Raw genomic sequence first — 25887 nt, 5'->3', positions numbered from 1 at the left:
CATGCCCCGTCTTCTTTCGCGCCGCGCCACCTTGGGCGGGCTGTCCACCCTGGCGCTGACCTCGGCCTGCGGCGGCGGGCCGAAGCCCCCGGGCTCGGTCGATCTGGCCATATCGGGGCAGGCGGGGGCGAATCCCGGCCCCGGTGGCGACGACCGTCCGCTGACGCTGCAGATCCTGCAGCTGCGCGGCACCGCCGCCTTCGACGCGGCCAACGCGCTGTCCCTGCAGGATCCCGCCACGGCGCTTGGGGCCGAGTTGGTCAAGGTCGAAACCGTCGCGCTGGCGCCGGGCGGGACGGGTTCGAAGACCCTGGTCCTCGACCCCTCGACCACGGCTGTCGGCGTGGTGGGCGGCTATCGAGACCCGGCCGGGAAGACGGTACGGGCCAAGGCCGCCGTCTCGCCCACCGACAAGGCCAGCTTTGCCGTGACGGTCGGGCCAAAAGGCGTGATGATGGCTCCGGCCTGAAAGGAAAAGCTCATGGCCGAAGGCAGTCGCGTCGTCTGGTCCGAGGGCCTGTTCCTGCGGCCGCAGCATTTCCAGCAGCAGGACCGACATGTCGAGGGCGGTCTGCGGATGGTGCTGCGCGCGCAGCCACGGCAGGCTTGGGGCTTCGTCACGCTGCGGCTGGATGCGGCTGCGCTGGACGCGGGGCAGGTCGGCCTGACCGAGGCCGAGGGCATCCTGCCCGACGGCACGGCCTTCCGCATCCCCGCCGACTGCCCCGCGCCTGCGCCCGCGACGGTGGCGCGCGCAACGCCCGCGGGCGCGGTGCTGCTCGGGGTCGCGCCCCGGCAACCGGGCGTCCCTGCGGTCGATCCCGCCCATGCCGAGGCGGGCGGGGCGCGCTGGCGCGGGGAATGGACGACCCTGCCCGACGAGATCCGCGGTGGGGCCGAGCCTGCCGAGGTCGAGATCGCCCGTCTGAACATGCGACTGATCCTGCCGGGCGAACCGACTCAAGGGGCGATAACCCTGCCACTGGCCGGGATCGAGGGACTGGCGGCCGATGGCCATGTCGCCCTGTCCGAGGGCTGGCTGCCGCCGGCGCTGACGGTGAGCGCTGCACCCTGGTATGCGGGGCTGCTGAAGGAATTGGTGACCGGGCTCGATCGCATCATCGAGGCGCAGGGGGCCATGGTGCTGGGCGGCGCCGGCCGCTCAGTCGAAAACCTGCTGATCCTTGAACTGGCCAATGCCGCGCGGCCACGGCTGCAGCACCTGCTGGCGCAAGATCTGGCGCATCCGTCCGACCTGTTCGCGGAACTCGCCGGACTTGCCGGACAGATGGCAACCTATGGGTCGTCCACGCGAGGGCTGTCGCCCCTGCCCGACTACGACCATGCCAATCCGCAGCCGGCCTTTGCGGCACTGACCGACGCGCTGCGCTCGCTGATCCTGTCGCTCCGCCACGTTGAGCCGAAGTCCCGCGCCCTGCCAGTCGCGCGCCACGCCCAGAACGTCTGGAAGGTCCGCATCGACAACCCCGACATGCTGCGGACCTGTCGGATCGTGCTGCGCGTGGGTTCCGAGATGTCGGACGAAGGACTGATGCAGTTGTTCACGCGGCAGGTCACCGTTGGCGCGGCGGATGAATTCGAGACGCTCTGGACCTCGCGCCTGCCCGGCATCCCGCTGAAGCCGCTGCATTCGCAGCCGCGCGAGATCCCTTACGACGGCGACCGGCTGTGCCTTGAACTGGATCGCAAGTCCGAGCACTGGGCGCGGCTGCAGACATCGCCCGGCTTCGTGCTGGGCGTTTCGGGCAAGCTGGAACGCGAGCCCGAGATCGACTGCTACGCGATCAGCAGATAGGAGGGCGGCAATGGGCCATCAGGACGATCCCTTCGGCCTTGGCGACCCCGGACGCACCCGCATCCGCCCCATCGGCGCGGGCCGGCCACTTGCCGAGGCACAGCCTCCGATCGCCGCCGGATGGAAGGCGACCGGTCCCTCATGGCAGGCGGGCTCCGACGCCGCGCCGCGCGCGCGGCGCGGACGGGCCCATCCCAACCCGCTGGTCGCCGCGCATGCAACGCTCCTTGAACTCGCGCCCGAACTCGAGCGGGCCAATCCTCCTGACCGACCCGAGGCGCTGCGGGCGCGACTTCAGGCCGTGCTGATCGAGGGACGGGAGGCCTCGGTCGCGGCGGGGATGCCACTGGCCCGCGCCGATCAGGGCGCCTGGTTCGTCGCGGCGCTGCTGGATGATCTCGCGCTCAATACGCCTTGGGGAGGACAAAGCGGCTGGCCGCGCCAGCCGCTGGTCACGCAGATGAGCGGCGAGGTCGATGCCGGCACCCGCTTCTTCGACCGGCTGGAGACGTTGATGCGCAATCCGGTTGCCGAACGCGACCTGCTGGAACTTGCCTGGCTCTGCCTGTGCCTGGGCTTTCGCGGCAAGTATCGCGTCCAAGGCAGTGCGGGCGAAGGCGCGCTTGTGGCGTTGCGGAGCCAGATCGCCCGGCTTTTGCGCGACCCCGAGCGCGAGGCGGCGCCCCTTGCGCCTCACGGTGCAGGGGTAGAGGCGCCTGACGTGCCTCGGAGGTTCACGATACCGCTGTGGACATTGTGGCTGACGGCGCTGGCACTGGCGCTGGCCATCCATGCCGGCCTCTCCATGCGATTGTCGCATCAGGCGCAGGAACTGTTCGTGCAGGCTTCGGCCCTGCCGCCGCCCGATCGTGCCCCCATCTTCCGGCCGCTGCGCCGAACCGACGCCGAGCCCCTGGTCCTGACCGGCCCCGTTGTCGACCCCCTGCTGCCGGAGTTCGAACGCGCCGTGCCAACGGCGCTGCGCTCCGCCCTGCAGGGACGCGAGACACCGGGGCTTGCCGTGCTTGTCGTGCAGGCCAGCGATCCCGAACTGTTCCGTTCGGCCAAGGCGGTGATCAATCCCACCTACCAGCCGCTCATTGACGCGATCGGCCGGACCATCGTCGCCAATCTGCACCGGATCGGCGGAGTGGCGGTCAGCGGCCACACGGACAACGTGCCGGTGCAGCGCTCGAACCCCTTCCCCTCGAACCAGGGACTGTCCGAGGCCCGAGCCGAGAACATCGCCAAGGCCCTGGCGGCCGCCGGCGTTCCGCCCGAGCTGCTCAGCGCCGCCGGCCGCGCAGACGCCGAGCCGGTGGCCGACAACACCACCCCGCAGGGTCGCGCCCGCAACCGCCGGATCGAGATCCGGATCGAGAAGAGGCAGTGATATGCGTGTCCTGAAGGCCATGTTCCGCTTTTTGCTCTCACGCGGACTGTGGACCTTCCTGGGCCTTGCCCTGCTGGCGGCCGGGGTGTGGTTCTACGGGCCGCTGGTTTCGATCGGCGGTGCCGTTCCCCTGGAAAGCGCGGAAGTGCGCGCCATTGTCATGGGCACGATCCTTGTCCTGTGGCTGGTCATCCTGCTGATCGGGCAGATGCGCGCCGCACGGCGCAACCGGATGTTCGTCACCGAACTGGCCCCGCCCGCGCCCGCGTCCCCGACCCCCGATGCCGCGGCCGAGATCGGCAGCAAGTTCCAGGACATCCTGGCCACCCTGGGCCGTTCGCGCTTGGGCAAGCGACGCTTCCTGCGCGAGATGCCCTGGTATGTCATCATCGGCCCTCCCGGCACCGGCAAGACCACCGCGCTGCGCCAGTCCGGGCTGAAGTTTCCCATCGCCCTGGACGACGACCTGAAAGGCGTCGGGGGCACGCGCAACTGCGACTGGTTCTTCACGGAAGAGGCGGTGCTGGTCGATACTGCGGGCCGCTATACCGACCAGTCCAGCGAGCCCGAGCGCGACGCGGCGGAATGGGCGGGTTTTCTGGACCTGCTTAAGAAGCATCGCGGCCGGCGCGCGCTGAACGGGGTGATCGTGGCCTTGTCGCTGGACGAGATTCTGGGCCCCGAAGACGCTCTGCGCCATCATGCGCGCGAAATCCGCAAGCGCCTCACCGAAATTGGCGAACGGCTGCAGATGCAGCTTCCGGTCTACCTGATGCTGACCAAGGCCGACCGGTTGCCCGGCTTCGAGGCCTTCTTCGGCGCGCTGAACTCGCGCGAACGGGCGCAGGTCTGGGGCGCCACCCTGGCCGTGGACCAGCAGCCCGAACCCGAGGCGATCGTCCGCGAGTTCCGCAGCCTCGGAATCGTGCTCGAAGGCCGCCTGGATGCGCGGCTGGCCGAGGATGCCGACCTGCCCGAGCGCGCCGCGATCTTCCGCTTCCCGGCCGAGTTCGAACGCCTGGAGCCGCGCCTGCGGTTGCTGATCGACACCACCTTCGGGGAAAGCCGCTATGAGCAAGCGCCCTGGCTGCGCGGTTTCTATCTGACCTCGGCCACGCAGGAGGGATCGCCCCTTGACCGGATGGTGGCGGGAATTGCCGCAGGTTTCGGCCTGGCCCCGGCGCCGGCCATCCATCGTGCGCTGGGCGAGCGGCGGTCGTTCTTCCTGCACGATCTTCTGGCCGGTGTGATCTTCGGCGAGGCGGGGCTGGCGCTGTTCGATCCCCGGGCCGAAGAGCGCCGGACATGGATCTGGCGCGGCTCGGCGGCGGTGGCGGCGCTGCTGGTCCTGCTGGCGGGACTGGCCTTCCTGGTCAACTTCACCCGCCAATCCGGCGCGGTCGCCGACCAGGCAAGCCTATTCGCCGACCTGTCCGGACGGCTGGCCAACGCCGCCTCGCGCCAGGCTCCAACCGAGCCCCTCGACCTTCCCGTGGCGCTGGACGCGGTGACCCGGATCGCGGCCGCGCGGGCCGAGGTGCCGGGGGGACCCTTGGCGCTGATCGGCCCCTCGGCGATGGCCGAGATCGCGCGCGCGAGCGATCTTGCCTACGAGCGGGGTCTCCGGAACCTTCTCGAGCCGCGCATGGTCGCCTTTCTTGAAGCAACCATGTGGCGACAGATCCGCGATCCCGATTTCCTGCTGGGTGCGACGAAGGCCTATCAGATGCTGACCGGGCTGGGACCCTATGACAGGGTCTGGCTGGCAGACTGGTGGCAGCAGGTTCTGCCCGGGTTTGCCGCCGAGCCGCTGTTTCCGACCGAGGCCGCCCGCGCCCATCAACTGGCCGCGCTGGAGCGTCTGGGAACCGACGAGACGCGCATCGCGGCTGATCCCGAACTGGTCGAGGCCGCCCTGCAGACGATCTGCACCGTGCCGCTGTCGGTGCGCGCCTATCGCAGCCTGAGGTCCGAGCCCGAGATCACCGGCCTGCCCGTGTGGATTCCCGCAGAAAAAGCCGGTCCGATGGCGACGCAGGTCCTGACGCGGCTGTCCGGCCAGACCCTGCGGCAGGGCATTCCGGGGGTTTTTACCTGGCAGGGTTTCCATGCTGCGGTCCTGCCGCTGCTGCCGGTGACTGCAGAGGCGGCTCTGCACGACCGCGAGGTCTTTGCCGGGGGATGTGCGGAAAGCTCGGATGCCTCGGCCGAGACGCTGCAAGCGGACATGATGAAGCTTTACCAGGATGATTTCATCAGCCAGTGGGACAGCTTCCTGCGCGACGTGCGGCTGGCGCCGATCCCGGACCTGGCGACCGCGACCGCCAGTCTCAAGGATCTCGCCAGTCCCGACAGCACGCTGAAGAGGCTCTTGAACGCTGTGGTCGCCGAGACCGACCTGACCCGCCCGCCCGAGGAAGGCAGCGCCCCGGAGATCGATCCCGGCGTGCTGAAGAAGATGGCCGGCCGACTTGGCCTGGGCAAAGCCGCGAAGATCGGCACCAAGGTCGCAGACGTGGCCGGGGACCGGGGCGGGGCCGCCCCCCCGCCGCCCGGCGCCGAGATCGCCCGCCATTTCGCGCCGCTGAAGGCGATCGTGACCGAGGTGGACGGCAAGCCGCCCCTGATCACGGATGCGGAGGCCGCTCTGGGCGCCCTCTCCAAGGAACTGCTGAGCGTCCAGGCAAGCCCCGATCCGCAGGCGGCGTTGCTGTCGCGGGGCGGCCTGCCGCAACTGACCGGAGACCTGCGGAATGTCGCGGCCACCCTTCCCGACCCGGTGAACGCATGGCTTGCCTCGATTGCCGGCGATACGATCAGCATCACGCGCGAGGCGATCGTCGCCCAGTTGAATGCACGCTTCCGGGCCGATGTGCTGCCCTTCTGCCGCATGGCGACGGCGGGGCGCTATCCCTTTGACCCCGGCGCCATCATCGACGTGACCGTAAGTGATTTCCAGCAGCTTTTCGGCCCCGGCGGCCGCTTCGATAGCTTCACCAACGACACGCTGGCCCCCTATGTGGACACAAGCGTGCGGCCTTGGCGCTGGCGGACCGATCTGGGCCTGAACGCCCGCACTCTGGCGCCCTTCGAACAGGCGCGCACGCTGCGGGACGCCCTGTTTCCCGGCGGCGCGGGTCCGGTCCTGGCCTTCACGCTGGAGGCCAAGGACCTGACCCCGAACGCCGCACGGGTCACGCTGGACGTGGACGGTCAAAGCATCGTCTACTTCAACAACCCCACTCGCCCCGTGCCGATGACCTGGCCCGGCAAGGACGGTACCAACCTGATCTCGCTGAGCTTCACTCCCTTGGACGGATCAGGCGAGGCGTTGATCACCGAAACCGGCGCCTGGGCCTGGTTGCGGCTGATCCGGAAGGCCGGGCTTGCGCCGACAGCGCAACCCGAAGTCTTCGGCCTGCGTCTTGCCGTAGGTCTTTATGCCGCAAGCTTCGAACTTCGGGCGGCTTCGGTCGAAAACCCGTTCGACCTCGGGATGTTCGGGGCTTTCCGATGCCCGGACACCTTCTGAACACACAGGCAGGCTTCTGGGGCAAACTGCCGGTTCGCGGCGATTTCGTCGGCCGTGGCCTGCCCGGGGGTTTTCGACGCCGCTGGGACGCCTGGGCATCTGCCCATCTCGCCCGCCGTACCGACTGGCCGCAAGGCGGGCTGCGGCTGCGGATCGAGGGCGGGAAGCGCGCCGCGGCGGGGCTGGTCCTGCCCTCGGCGGACCGGATTGGGCGGCCGTTTCCCCTGGCCCTGTTCCTGCTGGCCGACGCCCTGCCCGGCGTGCCGGCGCTGGAGCCCTGGTGCGAGGCCGCGCTGGCCGCCACGGCGGAAGCGGAGCCCGAGGCGCTGGGCAGGGCCCTGGAGCGTCTGCCCTTGCCCGATGGCGCGCCTGAAGATGGTCCGCCGCTGCTGCTGTGGCGACGCGGCCTTGCTCCGGTCCCGGCCGACCCCTGGGGGCCAGAGCAGGCGCTGGCCGCAGTCTTCAGTTCAGATTGATCTTCGATCCCTTGATCGTCGTCTCGCCACGGGCCTGAACGTTGATGGCGCCCGATCCCTTCACGGTGATGTCCTTGCCCTCGATGGTTATGGTGCCATCATTCTTCAGCACGATGGCCGATGAGCCGCAGGTGATCGCGATCGACTCGGCCGCGACGATCGCCAGCGTAGCGCCTACGTCCAAGGCCATCTTGCCGGTGACCTTATGGCCCTCGTCACCGCCGACCTGCGTCGCCCGCTTGCCGGTGATTTCCAGCGCCGCGTCGCCGCCGACCTTTTCCCCGCGGTTGCGGGTGATCGAGACGCTCTCGTTGCCTGTCACGCCGACCGTGCGGTTGCCGCCAATGGTCCATCCGTCGTCCGACGTGATCGCATGCGTCTGCCCCGCCATCACGGTCACGGCCCGCTGCCCGACGATGGTGTTGGTCTGCGCCGCCCCGACGCTGCGGGTTTCGCTGGCGATCACGCTGTCCACGCGGGCCGCCATGACGGTGACGGTCTGGGTGCTGCCCACTGTCTGGGTGTGGGTGCCGTCGATGCTTTCCGTCGAGCTTGCCGCGACATGGATCGTTTCGGTGGCGCCGACATCGAGGCTGCGATGGGCGCCGACCGTCTCGGTGTCGTCCGCGCCGATGGAAACGGTGCGGTTCGCCTTGACGCTGGTGAACTTGTCGTTGCCCACGCTTTCGCGCCGGTCGTTGCCGACGGATTGCGTGGCGTCGTTGACGACATCCTCGATCCAGTCATGGCCGATGCTGCGGGTCTCGTCGTTCTTGATCAGTTCGTTATGGTCCTTCTGGGCCTGGAAATATACCTCCTCGGCACCCGCCTTGTCCTCGAAGCGCAACTCGTTCCAGCCTCCTCCGCCCGGAGAGCTGCTCGACTTCCAGCCCGACTGCGTGGCGCTGCCGGGCAGGCCATAGGGGGGGATCTGCTCGGCATTGTAGACGCGGCCGGTGATGATAGGGCGGTCGGGATCGCCGTCGAGGAAATCGACGATCACCTCCTGCCCGATGCGGGGGATCTGGATGAAACCCCAGCCCGAGCCGGCCCAGCTCTGGCTGACGCGCACGAAGCAGCTAGAATGGGCGTCGCGGGCCCCCTTGCGGTCCCAGAAGAACTGCACCTTCACCCGGGCGTGCTCGTCCGTATGGATCTCGGCCCCGGCAGGGCCGACGACCACCGCGGTCTGCGGCCCACGCATGGGCCGCCGCGACGTGCGCCGTTCGGGCCGAAAAAGGATGCGGGCGGGCGCACATGTCAGGGTGACGCGGTAGCCAAGGGGGTCGCCGTCGTCCGCACGCGCGCGCTGTCCGGCGCGCACCTGTTCGTCCCACATCCGATAGCTGGCCCGCAGCACCAGATGGGCCGCGTTCTCTGCCTCGCGCGGGAAACCGGCGAGGGTGAAGCGCCGCCCGGGGCCCAAGGGGCGCGCGGTCCCCTCGGCCCGGACCCGCTCGAACCCGGCCTGCGCCTCCTCCAGCCGAATGCCGGCCAGCCGGTCGCCGCGCCCGACGTCCAGATGGCGGCCGGGATAGAGATAAACTTCGCGTCGATCGCCGACATGGCCCTCGGGGTTGCTGGCCTTGATCAGGAGGTCCGCCGAGGGCTTAAGGAAATCGTAATCGGTCTGCGCAAATGCACCGATCCGCACCGAGGCCCGGGGCACCCAGCCGGTCAGGTAGTCCCCCTCGCGCGGGGCGGTCGGGCTGTCGGGCTCATAAGCGATCTCGTCGGCGCCTGGCGCAGGCTTCATCGCGGCATTGGCATCGGCCAGCACGGCGACATGGCCGTTTTCGGAATGCTCGAAAAAATAAAAGATCCCCTCCTCCTCCATCAGCCGCTGGAGGAAGTCGAGGTCGCTCTCCTCGAATTGCACGCAATAGTCCCGCGGCGCATAGCTGCCATCCAGCCGCTTTTCCGTGACGACATCGGGATAGGCGCGCAGCACCTCCTCGATGATGTCGGGGACCGACAGGTTCTGGAAGATGCGGTTGTCGGTCGCAAGGCTGGCGAACCACAGAGCCGGGCGCAGCAGCAGCCGGTAGAAGGCGAAGTCGTCGCGGATCTCGGCCAGCCCGAACTCGGCGACATGGCCGTCGAAATGCCGCGGCTCGCTGTCTTCGGGCCCGGCCACGGTGATGGTGGCCCGAGTCCCCAGGATGCTCGCGGCCTTCAGGTCCAGCGTCTTGGCCGAAATGCGCAGATCGAAGGCGAAGGGGGTCGAGACCTCCTCCTCGCCCTCCATGCGCTCGAAGCTGAAGGACTCGCTGATGGCGGGAATGGCGACCGTGATCTCGCGGGCGGATGACATGCTGACCTCCTGCGGCCGGACCCGGGACCGAGACCGCAGGTCTTGCCGGATCTCTAAGCCTAGTATGACGCAAGGCGGGCGAAGTAGCGAATGATTACAGCACTTGCGGGCAGGCAAGGCCCCTGGCCAGCCGTCGGGTGGACAAGGGGTTGGCCGGACGGTCGAAGGTCATTTCCAGAAACAGCCGGGCGCCCCCGATGCGCAGGTCGATCAGGAAGCGCTGGCCCCCGTCGCGTTCGCGCAACCGCAAGGGGCTCAGCAGGCGCAGCAGCCCCCAGGGACCGGGTTGCTCCAGACGCGCCGCTCCCTCGGGCGTCGAGAAATCGACGCTGATGCCCTCGGCCGCTCGTGGTCCTGGCCAGTCAAGAAGCAGGTTCTCGCCCGCTGCCCCTAGCGGTCCGCCCTGTCCGCCCAGGACCAGCGTGGCGCGGCCGCGTTCGGCCAGCGCCGCGGCGGTGATCCGCGCGCCTGGCGCAAGCGCCGCCCCCACGGCCAGCGCATGCTGAAGGAAGACGGCGCTGTCAGGGTCCAGACCGGCCAAGCGGGCCTCGGGCTTCCAGCGCCAGCTTGCGGCCTCGCGATCCAGCAGGTCGGCATGGGCACCCAGGAAACGGTCGATGCCGCCGCCTGGACCAAGCAGTGCCGCCACGGCCGCGGGATCGGCATCCGGACCGTCGGAAAAGGGAAATCGGCCCGCCAGTGCCGACGCGCAAAGCGGCAGCACCTGGGTCTGCCATGCGCGGGTCACGGGATTGGTCAGATCGCTGACCTCGGCCGCGGTGCTCTCGGCAAAGGTGTCCTCGACCAGCCGTCCGATCAGGGGCGGGGCGTCGCGCAGCGCCTCGATCGACCGCACCCGGCCCTGCGCCGTCAGCAGGCGCCGCTGCGCGTCCGCGGCATCGCTGTCCATCGCGCCCAGCGCCACGTTCAGTTCGGCGAACCGCGCCGCGATCCGGGCAATCCGGCCAGTCTCGACATACTGGATCTCGGGGCCGAACCGCACGGCGATGGCCAGTTGCAGGGGATGGGGACGCGTGCGGTCCGTGCCGCCCGCCTGCCGCCACACCTCGGCAATCAGCGCCTTCAGCGGAGAGTCAGGCTGCGCCAGCGCCCCCGACACCAGCACCGCCCGCCGACGATCGTCGAACGAGCGCAGCCGCAGGTCGGCAAGCCAGGCCTCCCATCGGTCCAGGGTGGCCGCCTGCAGCAGGGCCATAACCTGATCGGGACTGTCATTGGCAACCAGGAGAGGATCGGAGAACAGCCGTTCCGCGGCCCTGCGTGCCGCCTCGACCGCAAGGCCTGCGCCGCGAGAGGCCGCCATGTCCCAGCCGGCAGCGGTATAAAGCCCCGGCAGAGGTGTTCCAATGGCCCGCCCCGATCGCCGCTCGGCGATTGTGCCCAGCGCCGGCACTGCGTCGAGCGGGGACCACGCCGGCAGGGCAGCCGCTTGCGGCGACCGGCTCAGTTCCAGATAGGCGCGAACCGGCTCGGGCGCCTCGGCCGCAAGATCGCGCGCCTGGGCCAGCAACTCGGCGTCCGGTCCCGGGATTTTGGTTTCCGGGCGGGTAAGCAGGGCCAGAACATGCGGGGCAAGGCCCGTAAGCACCGGCTGGGCCGCCGCGCGATCCTCGGCCCAGCCGGCCAGCCACGAAGGGTGCCAGTCCATCGCCCCGGAGAGCACGGACCAGGCACGCACCGTGTCATAAGCGGCCGCCGGCTCGCCCTCGCTGGCCAGTGCCATCCCGATGGCTATCCCAAGCACCCTTGGAAGATGACGGGCGCGCAACTCGGCCAGCGTCGCGGCGGCGCGGCGGCCGGCATCCCGACCCGTCAGACCCGCCCAAGGCCTCAGCCGAACCTCGGACATACCGGCCGCAACCTGCCGAGCCGCAAGGTCCACACGATCCAGACGGGCGGCGAGATCGGGAAAGACCGCATCGCGATCGAGACCCGCCGCGATCAGTTCGGCCTGAAAGATCCGCTCCAGCGCCCGTCCCTGCGTGCTCTCGACCCAGAACGCCCATCCGACGGCCACCATGATCCATGCTCCGACCAGAACGGCCACCATCCCCCACCAGCCCGCCGGCAGGTCGCGGTCAAGCACCTGCCGGCGGGCCTCGATCCGTGCCAGGCAGTCGTCGATCAGCGCACGCACGGGGTCCAACCCCGGCCCGCCGCGCCGCAGGATCTCGGCCAGGGCGACACTGTCGATTGCCCCAAGGCTCCGGGCGGCTCCCTGCCAGCCGGACAGCGCGAGGTTGGCCGCGCCGGCATCCTCCAGCAGCAGCGCCAGCGCGCCGCGTGCCGCGGCCACCGCCTGCGGCGGCAGGCCATGGCGCAGCGCGTCGGTCTCGAACCGTTCCAGCAGTACGCGGGCTTGGGCGACCAGCGCGCCCCTGTCCTCGGCCACCACCGGCAAGCGGTCGGCATAGGCCAAGACCGGCCGGGCCAGCCGCTCGATTGGAGCGCCTACAGCTTCCCCTCGGCCTGCCATTTCCGCAGCATCTCCTCGCCGACCTCGAAATGCATGGAATCCTCGCGGCTGTTGTAGGCCGCACCCCAGAACCAGCCCTCCTCGTTGAAGTACTCGGCCAGGATCAACAGGCCGAATTGCGTGCCCCCATCTGCAAAGGGATCGAGCTGTCCTTCCAGGGTGATGTCGATGGCCGTCCCCCAGGAGTGGTTCGAAATCGAACGGTTCGAGCCCCGGATCAACCGGGCACAGAGCGCGCCGGCCGTGCCCAGCTTGGCATGGATGTCGGGATCGCTTTCCTTCAGCCGGGCAAGCACCCGCTCCAGGCTGTCGAGCGCCGGGGTCAGCATGGTGACGGTGATCGGCCCCACCTGCCGCGTCTGCAGCAGCGCCTTGAGGCGCGGATTGGTCACCGGCTGGCAGGACGTGCCATAGCTGTTACGCGGCTGCCCCAGAATTGCCAGCATGGTAGAATTGCGCGGCTGGGTGATGCCCTTGTTGAAACGGGCCTTGGCCAGCTTCATCTGTTCAGTCAGGGCCTCGGTCGGGGGTTGCTCGAAGTTCTCGTCGCCCAGATCGGATGGCACGGGATCGACAGAGGGCCCAGGCTGAACCGCGGGCACCACCGGAGCGCGGTTTGCCACGAGGCTGAGATCGTCGCGCAACTGCGCCAGATCGGCGCGCAGGCCCAGCCTTTCGGTCCGGGCTGCCGCAAGCTCCTCGCGCAGGGCTGCCAGTTCGACCTCTTGCCGCGACAGGCGCAGTTCGATGCTCTGGTCGGCGCTGTCCAGCAGCCATGTCGTGACCGCAAAGGCGATGGCGCCGATGACAACGCCGATTGCGACGATGATCGGCGCGGCCAAGGTACCGGCGGGCGCGGGGCGCAAGGCGCGCGGCACCGGCCGGGCACGCGCCGGCGTGGCGGGACGCCGCCCCTTGTCATTGTGCCGAGATGTCGATGACGATGACTGAAACATTGTCGGGCGCCCCTTCGGCGAGCGTCTGGCGCAACAGCCGGGCGCAGGCGGCATCGGCGGGCGTTCCTTTTTCCGGCGCGGCATCGGGAAGGGTTGCATTCAGCGCCTCGGTCAGCGCGGCGTCGGGCAGCACATGCGTCAAGCCATCCGAGCAGAGCATCAGCCGGTCCCCCCCGGCCAGCGCAAGCGCCTTGAATTCGGGCTCGCCCCCCGTTCCCACGGCTCGCGTGACGACATTGGCCTGCGGATGGGTCCGTGCTCCCTCGGGCGTCAGGCTGCCCCCATCGACCAGCTCCTGCACGACGGAATGGTCGCGCGTCAGCCGGACCAAGCGACCGTCCCGCAGCAGATAGGCGCGGGCGTCCCCGGCCCATGCAAGGGTCGCCCGCCCCTCCCGGATGACGGCGGCCACCGCCGTTGCCCCGATCGTCCGTCCCTCGTCCCGGCCGCGCGCCATGATGTCGGCATCGGCCTGCGCAAGTCGCGCAGCCAGGGCCGGGGCCGCTTCCTCGTCGTCGCGGATGGTTTCCAGCGCCGCGATCACCCGTTCGGACGCATAGGCCCCCAGGGCATGCCCGCCCATGCCGTCGGCAACCGCCCAGACCCGGCCCGAGAGGTCTACCAGGATCGCATCCTCGTTCCGGTCGCGGACTTGGCCACGATGGGTCAGCCCCGCCCCCCTGGCCCGTAGTTCACCGCGGGCCGCGCGGCCGCTCACCGGATGATCCTTCGCAAGCACGGCATCGATCCCCTATCGGAACGGATCAATTGAAAGCGTCTCCATTCTAGCGTAGAATTCATTCACCGAGGCGCAGTTTTTTCATGGTGGTTGCCATGTCGTTGCCTGCTCAGGTGCTGTCTGTCGTTCTGTGCTTCCTCGCCGTGCCGGTTTCCGCACAGGAGTTGACCGACGCGCAGATCCTGCAGCGCTTCGAGGCGCAGCGGGACATGTACCGGACTACCCTGAGCGGTCAAAAGACCCGGGGTCTGGACATGATCGTCGTGCCGCCCGATCCCGCCGCCCCTGCGGCGGCCGCCGAAGCAGAGACGATCCGGTCCGAGGCGACCTTGGCTGGGACAACGCAAGATACGGGCGGCACGGTCGTCTTCGCCCAGTTCGCGCCCGAGTTGCAGGTGAATGTCGCCATCCGCTTTGCCTTCGACTCGGCGAGCATCGCCCCGGATCAGCGTCCGGCACTGGAAAGAATGTGTTCGCTCATGCGGCAATCCGATGTGGGCCTGTTCCGCATCGTTGGTCACACGGATGCGAAGGGCAGCGACAGCTATAACGAGAACCTGTCACGGTTGCGGGCCGAAGAGGTTCGTCGCTGGCTGATCCGCGATTGCGGCATCGCTGAGACGCGCCTGCAGGCGCTTGGAATGGGCAGGCGGTTCCTGGCGAATCCCGTCGATCCGGCTGCGGCCGAGAACCGCCGCGTCGAGTTCCAAGCCCTGAGTTGAGCCCGCCGCGCAGGCTGCCGGAGGCTGCGGCGCAGTGCCCATGAATCATTAGGCGTGGGCCGGAGATCGTGATAACATCGGCGTTACCTGACAGCTTGAGAGGTAAGCCCGTGGCCTTCTCGACGCACAGCATCCCCCTTTCTCGGTCGACCCTGATGATGGGGCTGCTTGGCGCGGGTCTGCTGGCGGGCACGGCACTGGCACAGACAGCCGCGCAGGTTACCCAAGACAGCTATCAGCCGCCCATGCAGCGTATGACCGGATCGCTGGTCTTCAGCGGTACGCCCGGCCTCGCGCCGCCGCCCGGGTCCGAGTCGCTCACGATCCGGCTTGCCGATGTCAGGGTCGAAGGCGCCCTGCCCGGCAGCGAGGCCGAAGTCGGGGCCCTGCGCGAGCGGCTGACGGGCAAACGGATCGTGGTGGCCGACATCTTCGCCGCCGCCTCGGATCTCGAGGCGGCTTATGCGCGCATGGGCTATGTCCTGTCGCGCGTCGTGATCCCCGAGCAGACCCTGGAGGACGGCGGCTCGCTGCGCCTGACGGTCGTGAACGGCTTTGTCGAACGGGTGGATACCAGTACGGTGCCCGAGCCGCTGCGGGCCCGGCTTGATGCCTTGACCACGCCGTTGGTCGACCGACCATCGCTGCGCCTGCCCGACATCGAGCGGCGGCTTCTGCTGGCTGGGGACATGTTTGGCGTGTCCCTGGGATCGGCGCTGTCGACGGGCGCCCGCCCCGGCGGTACCGTCGTCATCCTGAACCCTCAGTTCCGCTCGGTCACCGGTTTCGTCGGGCTGGACAACAGCTTCTCGAAGGACTTGGGCCGAGTGAACTTCAGCTCGGGCCTCGAATTCAACAATCATCTCGGCCGGGGCGAGGTGTTCTACGTGCGCGCTTCTGGCAACCCCAGGCTGGGATCGGACAGCTACTTTGGCGACGGGCCGAAGCTGCGCACCCTTGCCGCCGGCGCGATCTTCCCGGTGGGGACCAACGGGCTGACCTTCGGCGTCGAGGGGGCCAATTCCCGAACCGGTCCGGACACCGGCGCCGTGGCCACGGATTCCGACTTCAACCGCCTGTCGTTCAGGCTGTTCTATCCGGTGATACGGTCGGTCAAGCGCAACATCTCGGTCACGGCGGCATTGGACATTCAGCAAGACCGGCAGGATCTGGAAACCATTGCAGGCGACATTCCCCTTTACGAGGATCGCACGCGGGTCCTGCGCCTGACGGGCGAGGGCAACTGGCAGTTGTCGGACAGCAGCGCGCTTCGGACGGGGGCAATTCTGTCAGTCGGACTTGACGCGTTGGGCGCGCGTTCTGCAAGCGATGCGACCCCTGACAGGCCGCTTTCGACCGGGGGAGCCGACGCGGACTTCCAGAAGCTGGAACTGTCCTTCAGCTACGCTCGCGATTTCCGCCAAGACTGGAGCCTGTCGCTGGCGGGACAGGCGCAAACGTCATTCGGCACGCCCCTGCTGTCCAGCGAACAATTCGGCATAGCCTCGACCGAAGGGCTGTCCGCCTTCGACCTGGGCGACCTGACGGGAGATTCCGGCTGGTTCGTCCGCAGCGAAGTCGCCCGCAACTTTCCCGTCCAGCGCGCAGGCAGCCCGCTGATCGTCAGTCCCTACCTGTTTGCCGCCGTGGGGATGGTCGATCTGGAAAGCCCGACCCTGGACGAGGCGTCCAGCATCAATGCCACTTCCTTCGGAATCGGTGTCGATTTCCAGCTTCTCCGCGATCCCAACTACTCGTCCGCCTCCGTCAGGTTCGAATATGGCATAGGGAACAGGGACGATGATGACGATGACCCAGAACGGTTCACGATCGTCAGCTCCTACCGCTTCTAGGCACAGGCGCCGCTTGTGGGCGGCGCTTCTGGCCTGCAGCGCCTTGGTGCCGGGCGAGGCGGTCGCACAATCGCTGCCCAGCGACCCCAGTGTCGTCGGCGGCGAGGTCACGGTCACGACCCCCCGTCCCCACAACATGCGCGTCGACCAGCATAGCGGCCGCGCCATCATCAACTGGGGCAGCTTCGATATCGGGACGGGTGCGTCGGTCCGGGTGAACCAGCCAAGGCGCGACTCGGCCCTGCTGAACCGCGTGACCGGCGACCGGCCGACGCGGATCGATGGTTTTCTGGGTGCCGACGGTCAGGTCTTCGTGGTCAACCGCAACGGCATGGTGGTCGGCCCGGGTGGCCGGATCGCAACCGGGGGGTTCGTCGGCTCGTCGCTGGACATCAGGAACGACGACTTCATGGCGGGCCGCCTGACCTTCTCGGGCGACCGCCCCGGGCGGGTGGCGAACGAGGGGCGCATCGACATCATCCCCGGCGGCTATGCGGCGTTGCTGGGCGGCCAAGTCAGCAATTCCGGCGTGATCCGTGTCCCGCTGGGCTCGGTCGGGATGGGCGCGGGACGACGGGCGACCCTGAACCTGAGCGGAGACGACTTCCTGTCGGTGGCCTTGCCGCCCGAGCAGAGCGACGAATTGCAGGCTCTGGTCGAACAGACGGGTCATGTCTCGGCCGACGGCGGCACGATCGAGATCCGGGCCGCGACGGCACGCGACGCGGCCCGCAACGCGATCAACCTTTCGGGCGTGACCGAGGCGCGGACCGTGTCGGGCAGGTCGGGCCGCTTGGTCCTGGGTGGCGGAGGTGGCGGCAAGGTCAAGGTGACGGGACAGGTGCGCGCCACCGGCACCCGCAAGCCGGCGGCTGTGGCGCCCGCGCTGCCCCGGATGACGCAATCCGATCCGCCGATGGCACGCCCCCAGCGCGGCGGCGAGATCACCATCACGGGCCATCAAATCGAACTGGCCGGTGCGCTTCTGGACGTCAGCGGGACCGCTGGCGGCGGCCTCATACGCATCGGCGGCGATTATCAGGGGAAGGGTGCCCTGCCCCATGCACAGCACAATTCGATCGGTGCGGGCACCCGTCTTGTCGCAGACGGGCTCGGGCATGCCGACGGCGGGCGGATCATCGTCTGGTCGGATACACTGACCCATTTCGGCGGCAGCGTTTCGGTACGCGGGGGCGATTACGGGGGCAACGGCGGCTTTGCCGAGATTTCCAGCAAGGGCCACCTGGCGATCCGCAGCTCGGAGGTGTTTCTCGGCGCACCGGAAGGACGGGCCGGGACAGTGCTGTTTGACCCACGAAACTTCCGCATCGTCAGCAACGGGACCTACAATCCCGCTGATCCCACCCATGTGCTTGATACGACGATCTATGCCCTGCTGGCGCGATCCGGCAGCTATGTGCTGTCGACGGCGGGGGGCGGAAACGATGCGGGCGACATCGTCGTGGATACGGCGCTGCGCTTTACCTTTCCTCCCGGAGAGGGGCCGGACATCAACCGGTTCGAACTCAGCGCCTCGAACGATCTCTTGGTCAATCAGCCGCTTTCCTGGGACGGGCCCGGTCGAGTGTTCCTGAATGCCGGCCGCGACATCGACGTTGCCGTTGCCCTTACATGGAGAAACGCCAACGGCCTGAACGTTTCTGCAGGAAACGACCTCCTGATCGGTGACGGCATGTCCTGGAGCGGGCCGGGCGAGACGCTTCTGCGCGCCGGGCGCGACATTGACATCGCCGGTGCCCTGACATGGAGCAACGCCAACGGCCTGAACGTTTCGGCAGGAAACGACATCCTGATCGATGACGGCATGTCCTGGAGCGGCCCCGGCGAGACACTTCTGAGCGCCGAACGCGACATCGACATCGCCGGTGCCCTGACATGGAGGGACGCCAACGGCCTGGCCGTTTCGGCAGGAAACAACATCCTGATCGATGACGCCATGTCCTGGAGCGGGCCCGGCGAGACGCGTCTGAGCGCCGGGCGCGACATCGACATCTACGGTGCCCTGACATGGAGCAGCGCTGGCGGTCTGGACATCTCCGCCGAGAATGCGCTTGCCCTCAGGGCGCCGATCGTTGGCTCCGAAGGCATCCTGACCCTGCAGGCCCCTCTGGTCACGGCAGACGACAGCGTCAGGGTCGACAGCTTCGAGCTGACCGGGCGATCGCAGTGGCGGCAGAACGAGGGCAGCCTGCCAGGCTTTTCCGCCGCCGATTTCTTTATCGAGGAGGGCGCGGGCTTCCTGCGCGCCCAGGGTGGGTCCGGGACGGTCGCGGACAGATACGTGATCGCGGATGCTTACGGGCTGGCCGGGATGGGCTCGGCCGGTTACTCCGGTGCCCACTATGCCCTGGGCGCCGACATTCCTGCCGGCAGCACAGGCGCCTGGAATTTTGGCGCCGGATTCACCCCCATCGGCACCGAAGAGGCGCCCTTCACGGGCAGCCTCGACGGCAGGGGCCGGGCGATCAGCGGGTTGACCCAGACCATCTTCAGCGACACGGGAGGACTGCTCGGCACCATTGCTGGCGCCGAGATCGCGAACCTGCGCCTGCTCGACATCGATCTGAGGGCCGCGGACGCCTTCTTTCCCGTGATGGGCGGGGTCGTCGGACGCGCAATCGCGGGCGAGCGGCCCAACCTGATCGAGAACGTCCTTGTCACTGGCACCCTCACGGCGAACCTGGGCGTAGAGGTCTTCACAGGTGGCACCTTCGGTGGCATCGCCGGGGCCTTTGGAAATGGTCGCATCACCAATGCCCAGTCTCGCGTCGAGTTGTCAGTCTCGGGCGAGGCCGACGGGCCGGGCGATGCCGTCCTGATCGGCGGCGTGCTGGGACGTTCGCTCGGCGAGTTGACGATGGAGGATAGCAGCCATGCCGGCCGCATCGCATCGGCGTTCAACGGATTGTCGGAACTCGACGATATCGCCCTGGCTTCTGTCATCGGAGGCCTTGTCGGAACGGCTCAGGCCGGCGACACGATCCGCAATTCGACCGCCCAGGCCACCCTTGCCCAGACCGGGGTGGGCGACTGGGTGATCGGCGGGCTGGCAGGCGTGAACAGGGCCACGCTGGAGGGCGTCACTGCCACAGGCACGATCAGCGTCACCCAGGACGCGGACGACATATCCCCGGCACTCGTGGCAGGCGGGCTGATCGGAGACAACCGGGGCACGATCCTGCGGTCTTCGGCAGATACGGCCATAGATCTGAACACTCCGGGGGTCGTGCAGGCCGGAGGGCTGATAGGCACCAATGCGGGAATTGTGCGTTCCTCGTTCAGCACCGGCTTGCTTGACCTTGTCCTGACGGACTTGCCCGAAACCCGCTCCGTTGCCACGGTCGGCGGGCTGGCGGGCACGAACGCGGGCCTTCTGAGCGACGTCTTTTCGACCCGCGCCATCAGCCTTTCCGGCAGTGGATGGTTTCTGGCGGGCGGCCTTGCCGGCGGGAACTCGGGCCGGATCGAACGTGCGCGGGCCTCTGGCAGCGTGGCGGCCACGCTGGACGGAGCCCCGGGACCCCTGGACATCGGCGGGCTGGTCGGCAGGAATATCGGCACGGTCGTGGATTCCTATTCGCTGGCGCCGGTTGCCTTTGCCGGCACGCGGGATGCGCGGCTGGGTGGGCTGATCGCCTACAATGAGGGCAGCATCCGCCAATCCTATGCCGCGGGGCGCCTCACCGGCACGGGTGCCAGTGGATCCCTGATCCAAGGCGGTCTGGTGGCAGCCGACAACGAGGGGACTGTTGCTCTGTCCTTCTGGGACCGCGACGCCACCGGCCAGTCCACTTCGGCGGGAGGCACCGGGCTGACCACCGCAGAGCTGCAGGACACCACCGGCTTCCGGCGGCTGGCCGCCTGGGATTTCCAGAGGGTCTGGGCGCCCGGGGGTAGCGACGCCTATCCCCGGCTTTACAGCCTCGACCCGGTGCTGTGGGCCATCCCGACGTCCGTATCCGTGACCTATGGCGACGCACTGCCCACGCCCGGTGGAACTGTCCGGGGACTGGGTCGCTATGTCTTTGCCGCGCCCGGCGACCTGCCGCCCGTCGGAGACATATTCCGCTTGCCGGTGGGCGCGCGCAACGCCGGAACCTACGTCATCGGGGCGGCCGGTTCCGTCACCTCGCCGGGCGGCGTGACCTATAGCATTGTCAGTTCCGACGCGCGCCTGACCATCCGGCGCGCGGCACTGACGGTTACGGCACGCGACCAGACCAAGCTTTACGGGCGCGAACTGCGCTTCTCTAACGACGACGTGACACCGAGAGGCCTGCGATACGCAGACACCCTCTCCTCGGTGCGACTGGCCAGTGACGGGGCCCCGGCACGGGCACGGGTGGCAGGCTCACCCTATGACATCACCGCAAGCGATGCCGTGATCGCCGGCCAGGGCGGCGATGTGACAACGAATTACAACATCACCTACGAGACCGGCGCCCTCACCATCACGCCGCGCCCGATCACCTTGTTGGGCATTGCAGTAGGCGCCCGAGACAGCGAAAGCGTTTATGGTGAAACACCTGTCTTGGACTGGCGCCTGATTTCCGGCACCCTCGTGCAGGGCGACGAGATCACCAGCGTCCGGCTGACCAGCCCCGGCACCGCCTTCAAGAGCAGGGTGGGCACCTATCGCATCGACGCCTCGGATGCGCGCATGAGCGACGGGGCCGAGACGAACTATCGCATCACCTACACACCCGGCGCCCTCACCATCACGCCGCGCCCGATCACCTTGTTGGGCATTGCAGTAGGCGCCCGAGACAGCGAAAGCGTTTATGGTGAAACACCTGTCTTGGACTGGCGCCTGATTTCCGGCACCCTCGTGCAGGGCGACGAGATCACCAGCGTCCGGCTGACCAGCCCCGGCACCGCCTTCAGGAGCAGGGTGGGCACCTACCGCATCGACGCCTCGGATGGGCGCATGAGCGACGGGGCCGAGACGAACTATCGCATCACCTACACACCCGGCGCCCTCACGATCACGCCGCGTCCAATCACCATCGAAGCGCAAGGCAGCGTCATTCCCTTTGGTCTGACGCCGGTCCTGGATTGGCGTCTTTCCGAAGGTACCCTTGCGCAGGACGACGTCATTTCCAGTGTCCGACTGGCCAGCGATGGCAGGATAGGAAGCCCGCCCGGCAGCTATCGGATCGATGCCTCCGACGCGAGGATGAATGGCGAGGCTGAAGCTAACTATGATATCTCCTATGCGCCGGGCAGGTTGCAGATACTGACTCCAGGTCGTGTCAGCGGCGGATCGAACCCAAGCCCGACCCAAACCGTGCGTCCCGCGCCTCCGCCGAACTTCCCGGACGAGTTGTCCATCTACCCCCTCGCCGCTGCAGTTCCCGTGTCCCTTGGCCGGAACCTGCCGATCATCACCGATCCGCAAGGCGCATCGACCCGTCTTGCGGCCTTGTCCGAGGAAATCGGGACGATGATCGACGCCTGCAGCCAGAACGAAGGCCAGACCGAGGACATGCTGGCCTGCCTTTCGCGCGCGCTGAATCGCTATTCCAGCGCCTTGGACGAGCTTTCGGCCGAACTGCCGCCGTCGTTGCAGACCGTCTCGGCCGTCCTGCGCGCGGCCAGCACGGATATCGAAGCGTCGCGGAGCCGGGCGCTGAACCGCCTTGCCGGCGCGAGATCCGAACCCGAGCGCCGGGCCATCCGCCAGCAGGCCCTGACCGAAGCCCGCCGCGCCATCACCACGGCCCGCACCGAGATCGTCAAGCAGATCGAACTGCTGCGGGTCGAGGATCCCGAGCTTGCCCGGGCACATGCACGGCAAGAGGGCCTCATTCTAGCCACGGTTGACAAGGCCGATGCAACGCTTGCGCGCGCGGTCGGGCTTTAGTCCCGGCCGCCTCTTCTCTGCCGTCCTCGCGTCTCTGGCCCTTGTCCTGCTGATGGCCGGGCCGGCCGCGGCAGCCTCTCGCGTCGCGCTGGTCATCGGGAACGCCGCCTATGTCAGCGTGCCCGTGTTGGACAACACGCTCAACGACGCGAATGACATGGCGGCAACGCTGGAGGATCTGGGCTTCCAGGTCATTCTGGGGACTGACCGCGACCGTCAACAGATGGAAGAACTGATCGCCCGTTTCGGCGTGGCGGCCAAGGCGGCGGATGTGGCGCTGTTCTTCTATGCCGGGCATGCCTTCCAGGTTGCCGACCGGAATTATCTGGTGCCGCTGGATTTCCGCATGACGCGTCCCGAACAGGCGATCGATCAGACCGTGCGGTTGGATGGTGTCCTTGACATCATGTCGGCCAGTCCCGGGCTGAAGATCGTGCTGCTGGACGCCTGCCGCGACAATCCGCTGCGCCTGCCCGACGGCGACGGCCTAGCCCGCGTCGGCAGCGCGGCGGATTTCCTGATTGCCTATGCGACCCAACCCGACTCCGTGGCCTATGATGGCGAAGGGCGCAACGGGACCTTCACGGAAGCCCTGCTGAGCCATGTCAGGACGCCGGCCCAGGACATCAGCGAGATGATGATCTCCGTGCGGAAGGATGTGATTGCACGGACCGGAGGCCAGCAGATCCCGTGGGAAAGCTCCTCGCTGACACGGCAGTTCCGTTTCGACGACGCGCCCCCCACCGCCACGCCTGAAACGATCCTCTATCAAGTGGCAGCGCGCACGGTCGACCCCTCACTGCTGCGTCTCTACGTCCAGCGCTATCCCGACGGCACCCATGTGAATGAAGTTCTGGCACTGCTGTCGCAGAATGCGGGCGATCTGACCACCGCACGTCGCAGCATGGAGCCGGATCAGGAAGGCGGCGAGCAGCTTTGGCAACTCGCGCAGCGGAGCCGTCTGGCGCCGCTGTTCGAAAGCTACGCCCGCAACTATCCCGAAGGACCGCATGCCGCCGAGGCAGGCCGGATGCTGGCAGAGCTTGGGACCGAAACCCGGCCCGGTCCTGCACGCCAGTGCGAGTTGCTGGGGACCCACCCCCGCGACGGGACCGAGACGACTCCGGGCGTGCCCTTCGAGTTGCTGGCCCGCAATGCAGCCGAAGCGATTGCGGCTTGCGAGGAGGCGATGCGGCTTGATCCCCGTCAGGCGAAATACCTGGCGCTCCTGGCCCGAGCTTTCGCTGCGGCCGGTCTGCGGAAGCGGGCAGTCGAACTTTACTCTACGGCGGCCGAGCGGGGGGATCTGCGCGCCATGGTCAGCTTGGCACTATTGAAGGAAAGCGGCGACGGTATCGCGCAAGACCCGGAGGGCGCGCACGCCCTGTATGAGCGTGCGGCGGCCGCAGGCAGTGCGGATGCAGCGATCAATCTCGCGGTTGCGCTGCTGGAAGGAGGTCCGAACCCTGCGGATCGCGCGCGTGGCATCGCCCTGATGCAGCAGGCATCGGCAGCCGGATCAGCCATCGCCACCTTCAACCTCGGGGTACTGGCGCAGGAAGGGCAGTTCGGCGATCGCGCCGATGCCCTTCCCCTGTTCGAGCGCGCAGCGCGCGAGGGCGAGCCTCGAGGCTATCGCGCGGCGGCGATACTGCTGGACGAGGGCCGCGGCACGGCCCGCAACCCCGCCTTCGCGGCGGTCCAGTTGCTGCTGGGAGTGGCCTCCGACGACGGCAGCCTGTTGCGCGAACTGACGGAACAGGGGCAGAACTGGAGCCGTGACACGTTGCTCTCGCTTCAGCAGCGTCTGGCCCGCGCCGGGCTTTACCAGGGTCACCCGGATGGTGTGCCGGGACCCATGCTGGCCCACGCGTTGGAGGCTTGGCGAAACGGCGGCTTCGATAACTCGGTGCTGTCGGTCTGATCGCTCGCTTGGGCACTGTCAGACAAACTCGGGTTGCGCGAGCGGAAGTGACCGCCCTATCCTTCCGGCATGAACCAGCGTGGTCCCTTCCGCTGCTTCAAGACTCGCCTGAGGTCATTCGACTGGCCGTGGTGCTCTGCGTCCGGTTCCCACTCTCACTCACGAACGTCGAGAACCTGCTGCACGAGCGCGGCATCGAGATCAGCCACGAGACGGTGCGCTTCTGGTGATTTGGTATCCCCGCCCGTGGTGTAGCTGGTGGCGGGCCTCGCGCTCTGGTGCGGGCCGAGCAGGTCAGTCGCTCTGCGCAGCAGGCAGGCTCACCATTACATCATCGCAGACGGGCGCGAGCGTTTCCAGCGTCAGGTAACGGCCGCGCTGGACGGTCCATTCTTCGGTCTGCTCCATCAGGATCGCGCCGACGAGCCTGCGGATCGAAGCCTCGTTCGGGAAGATGCCAAAGACGTCGGTGCGCCGCTTGATCTCGCCGTTCAGACGCTCGATCGGATTCGTCGAATGCAACTTGGCGCGGTGCTGGGCAGGGAATGTCATGTAGGCCAGCACATCCTCCTCCGCCGTGTCCATGAGGGTGGCCAGCTTCGGCAGCTTGGGGCGCATCTGGTCCGTTACCAGCCGCCACTGAGCCTTGGCCGTGGCGTGGTCCGGTTGGGCGAAGGCCGTGGCGATGAAGGCGGAGACCACCCTGCGGCTGCTCTTTCCGGCATGGGCAAGAGCGTTGCGCTGGAAATGGACGCGGCAGCGCTGCCAGGTAGTGGACAGGACTCGCGCGGTCGCGGCCTTGATGCCCTCATGCGCATCGCTGACCACCAGCTTCACGCCGCCGAGACCCCTGCGCACGAGGTCACGGAGGAACTCGGTCCAGAACGGCTCGGCCTCGGCCTCGGACGCGCCGATCGCCATGCCCAGAACCTCGTGCCGCCCGTCGGTATTCACGCCCACCGCGATGGTGACGGCCGCGTAGACGATGCGACCGCCCTGGCGCACCTTGAGGTGGGTCGCGTCGATCCAGAGGTAGGGCCGTCGGCGTATACGCCGCCCCCCTCGATCAGCCGAGTGAGGAAGGCATCGACCCGCTCATCGATCTCTTCGCACAGACGGCTGACCTGGCTCTTCGAATGCCGGTGCCGCCCATGGCTTGCACGAGGTCGTCCATCGATCGCGTCGAGCCTCCGTGAACATAGGCCTCTTGGATCACGGCCGTCAGCGCCTTCTCGACCGAGCGCCGCGGCTCGAGAAAAGAGGGAAAGTAGGAGCCGGTCCGCAGGTGCGGGATGCGCAGCTCGACGCTGCCCGCACGGGTCCGCCATTCCCGGTCGCGGTAGCCATTGCGCTGCGCCAGCCGCAAGCCGCTTTTCTCGCCATACTCGGCGCCAGTCCTGGCGCCAACCTCCAGCTCCATCAGCCGCTCGGCAGCAAAGCTGATCATCTCGCGCGAGCCGGGTCCGCATCACCGCTCTTCTCGACGAGCGCGCGCAGGTCCATCATCGGTTTGGTCATCGGGGGGCATCCCTCGGTTCAGGTTGGCTCAGCAACCCGACCCTACCGAGAAACCCGATGGCCACCGCCAGCTACACCATCATCTGGGACGTCACCGCTCGGTGCCGCCTGAAAGACGGCCCTGCTGCAAACACTAAGAGCGCCTAACAAAACCGCCTCTCGTGCGTTAGGGGACATGAGCAAGCCCCTTGTATCCGATGATCTGTGGGCGGCGCTGGAGCCGTTGCTGCCGAGGCCGCGGCCCAAGCCCCAGGGCGGCCGTC

The 25887-nt window shown here is 67.9% G+C and carries 13 protein-coding genes and 2 pseudogenes; 10 read left to right on the top strand and 5 right to left on the bottom strand.

Features of this window, described 5'->3' with window-relative positions:
- The first annotated feature begins 1 nt into the window (after window position 1).
- Genes tssJ through tagF form a run of 5 tightly spaced genes read left to right on the top strand, consistent with a single transcriptional unit; the run spans window position 2 to window position 7217 of the window.
- A complete protein-coding gene (gene tssJ / locus H5395_RS03370) occupies window positions 2-469 on the top strand; it encodes a type VI secretion system lipoprotein TssJ (protein WP_255440498.1) in 468 nt (155 codons plus the stop codon).
- Window positions 470-481: 12 nt separating this feature from the next.
- Window positions 482-1816, top strand: a complete 1335-nt coding sequence (gene tssK / locus H5395_RS03365) for a type VI secretion system baseplate subunit TssK (protein WP_182791128.1) — start codon at window positions 482-484, stop codon at window positions 1814-1816.
- 10 nt (window positions 1817-1826) lie between these two features.
- Window positions 1827-3209 (top strand): type IVB secretion system protein IcmH/DotU, encoded by a 1383-nt coding sequence (gene icmH / locus H5395_RS03360; RefSeq protein WP_182791127.1) that lies wholly within the window; start codon window positions 1827-1829, stop codon window positions 3207-3209.
- Window position 3210: 1 nt separating this feature from the next.
- Window positions 3211-6741, top strand: coding sequence for a type VI secretion system membrane subunit TssM (gene tssM, locus H5395_RS03355; protein WP_182791126.1), 3531 nt, complete (start codon window positions 3211-3213; stop codon window positions 6739-6741).
- A complete protein-coding gene (tagF, locus tag H5395_RS03350; RefSeq protein WP_182791125.1) occupies window positions 6723-7217 on the top strand; it encodes a type VI secretion system-associated protein TagF in 495 nt (164 codons plus the stop codon). Before tssM ends, tagF begins: the two co-directional genes overlap by 19 nt.
- Here tagF and H5395_RS03345 read toward each other — a convergent pair.
- The 4 genes from H5395_RS03345 to H5395_RS03330 all read right to left on the bottom strand — a co-directional run bounded on the left by H5395_RS03345 (window position 7204) and on the right by H5395_RS03330 (window position 13702).
- Window positions 7204-9531: a type VI secretion system Vgr family protein gene (locus tag H5395_RS03345; RefSeq protein WP_182791124.1), complete on the bottom strand. Its 2328-nt coding sequence runs from the start codon at window positions 9529-9531 to the stop codon at window positions 7204-7206. The genes tagF and H5395_RS03345 overlap by 14 nt on opposite strands.
- Window positions 9532-9625: 94 nt before the next feature.
- Window positions 9626-12028 carry an ImcF-related family protein gene (locus H5395_RS03340; RefSeq protein WP_182791123.1) on the bottom strand — a complete coding sequence of 801 codons (2403 nt, stop codon included), beginning with the start codon at window positions 12026-12028 and terminating at the stop codon, window positions 9626-9628.
- Window positions 12004-12906, bottom strand: a complete 903-nt coding sequence (locus H5395_RS03335; protein WP_370576361.1) for a M15 family metallopeptidase — start codon at window positions 12904-12906, stop codon at window positions 12004-12006. Before H5395_RS03335 ends, H5395_RS03340 begins: the two co-directional genes overlap by 25 nt.
- Before the next feature lie 40 nt (window positions 12907-12946).
- Window positions 12947-13702: a PP2C family serine/threonine-protein phosphatase gene (locus H5395_RS03330; protein ID WP_182791121.1), complete on the bottom strand. Its 756-nt coding sequence runs from the start codon at window positions 13700-13702 to the stop codon at window positions 12947-12949.
- Window positions 13703-13818: 116 nt separating this feature from the next.
- On the opposite strand from H5395_RS03330, the gene H5395_RS03325 reads away from it, so the two are divergent.
- The 5 genes and pseudogenes from H5395_RS03325 to H5395_RS03305 form a co-directional block, all read left to right on the top strand.
- The gene (locus tag H5395_RS03325) at window positions 13819-14445 is read left to right on the top strand and encodes an OmpA family protein (protein WP_255440494.1); all 627 of its coding nucleotides are present in this window, start codon (window positions 13819-13821) and stop codon (window positions 14443-14445) included.
- A 110-nt stretch (window positions 14446-14555) separates the two neighbouring features.
- On the top strand, window positions 14556-16298 hold the full coding sequence (locus H5395_RS03320; RefSeq protein WP_182791119.1) for a ShlB/FhaC/HecB family hemolysin secretion/activation protein: 1743 nt from the start codon (window positions 14556-14558) through the stop codon (window positions 16296-16298).
- A 13-nt stretch (window positions 16299-16311) separates the two neighbouring features.
- On the top strand, window positions 16312-22182 hold the full coding sequence (locus tag H5395_RS03315; protein WP_182791118.1) for an MBG domain-containing protein: 5871 nt from the start codon (window positions 16312-16314) through the stop codon (window positions 22180-22182).
- A 52-nt stretch (window positions 22183-22234) separates the two neighbouring features.
- Window positions 22235-24106, top strand: a complete 1872-nt coding sequence (locus H5395_RS03310; protein WP_255440493.1) for a caspase family protein — start codon at window positions 22235-22237, stop codon at window positions 24104-24106.
- Between the two features lie 47 nt (window positions 24107-24153).
- Window positions 24154-24333: pseudogene (locus tag H5395_RS03305) on the top strand (hypothetical protein); the annotation flags it as partial.
- A gap of 67 nt (window positions 24334-24400) precedes the next feature.
- Here H5395_RS03305 and H5395_RS03300 read toward each other — a convergent pair.
- Window positions 24401-25624, bottom strand: a pseudogene (locus H5395_RS03300) (IS256 family transposase).
- Between the last annotated feature and the right edge of the window lie 263 nt (window positions 25625-25887).

It is taken from the genome of Paracoccus sp. MC1854 (assembly GCF_014164635.1).
Lineage (GTDB): Bacteria > Pseudomonadota > Alphaproteobacteria > Rhodobacterales > Rhodobacteraceae > Paracoccus.
The sequence above is the reverse complement of the archived record's forward strand: the minus strand, read 5'-3'. Positions and strand labels throughout refer to the sequence as shown.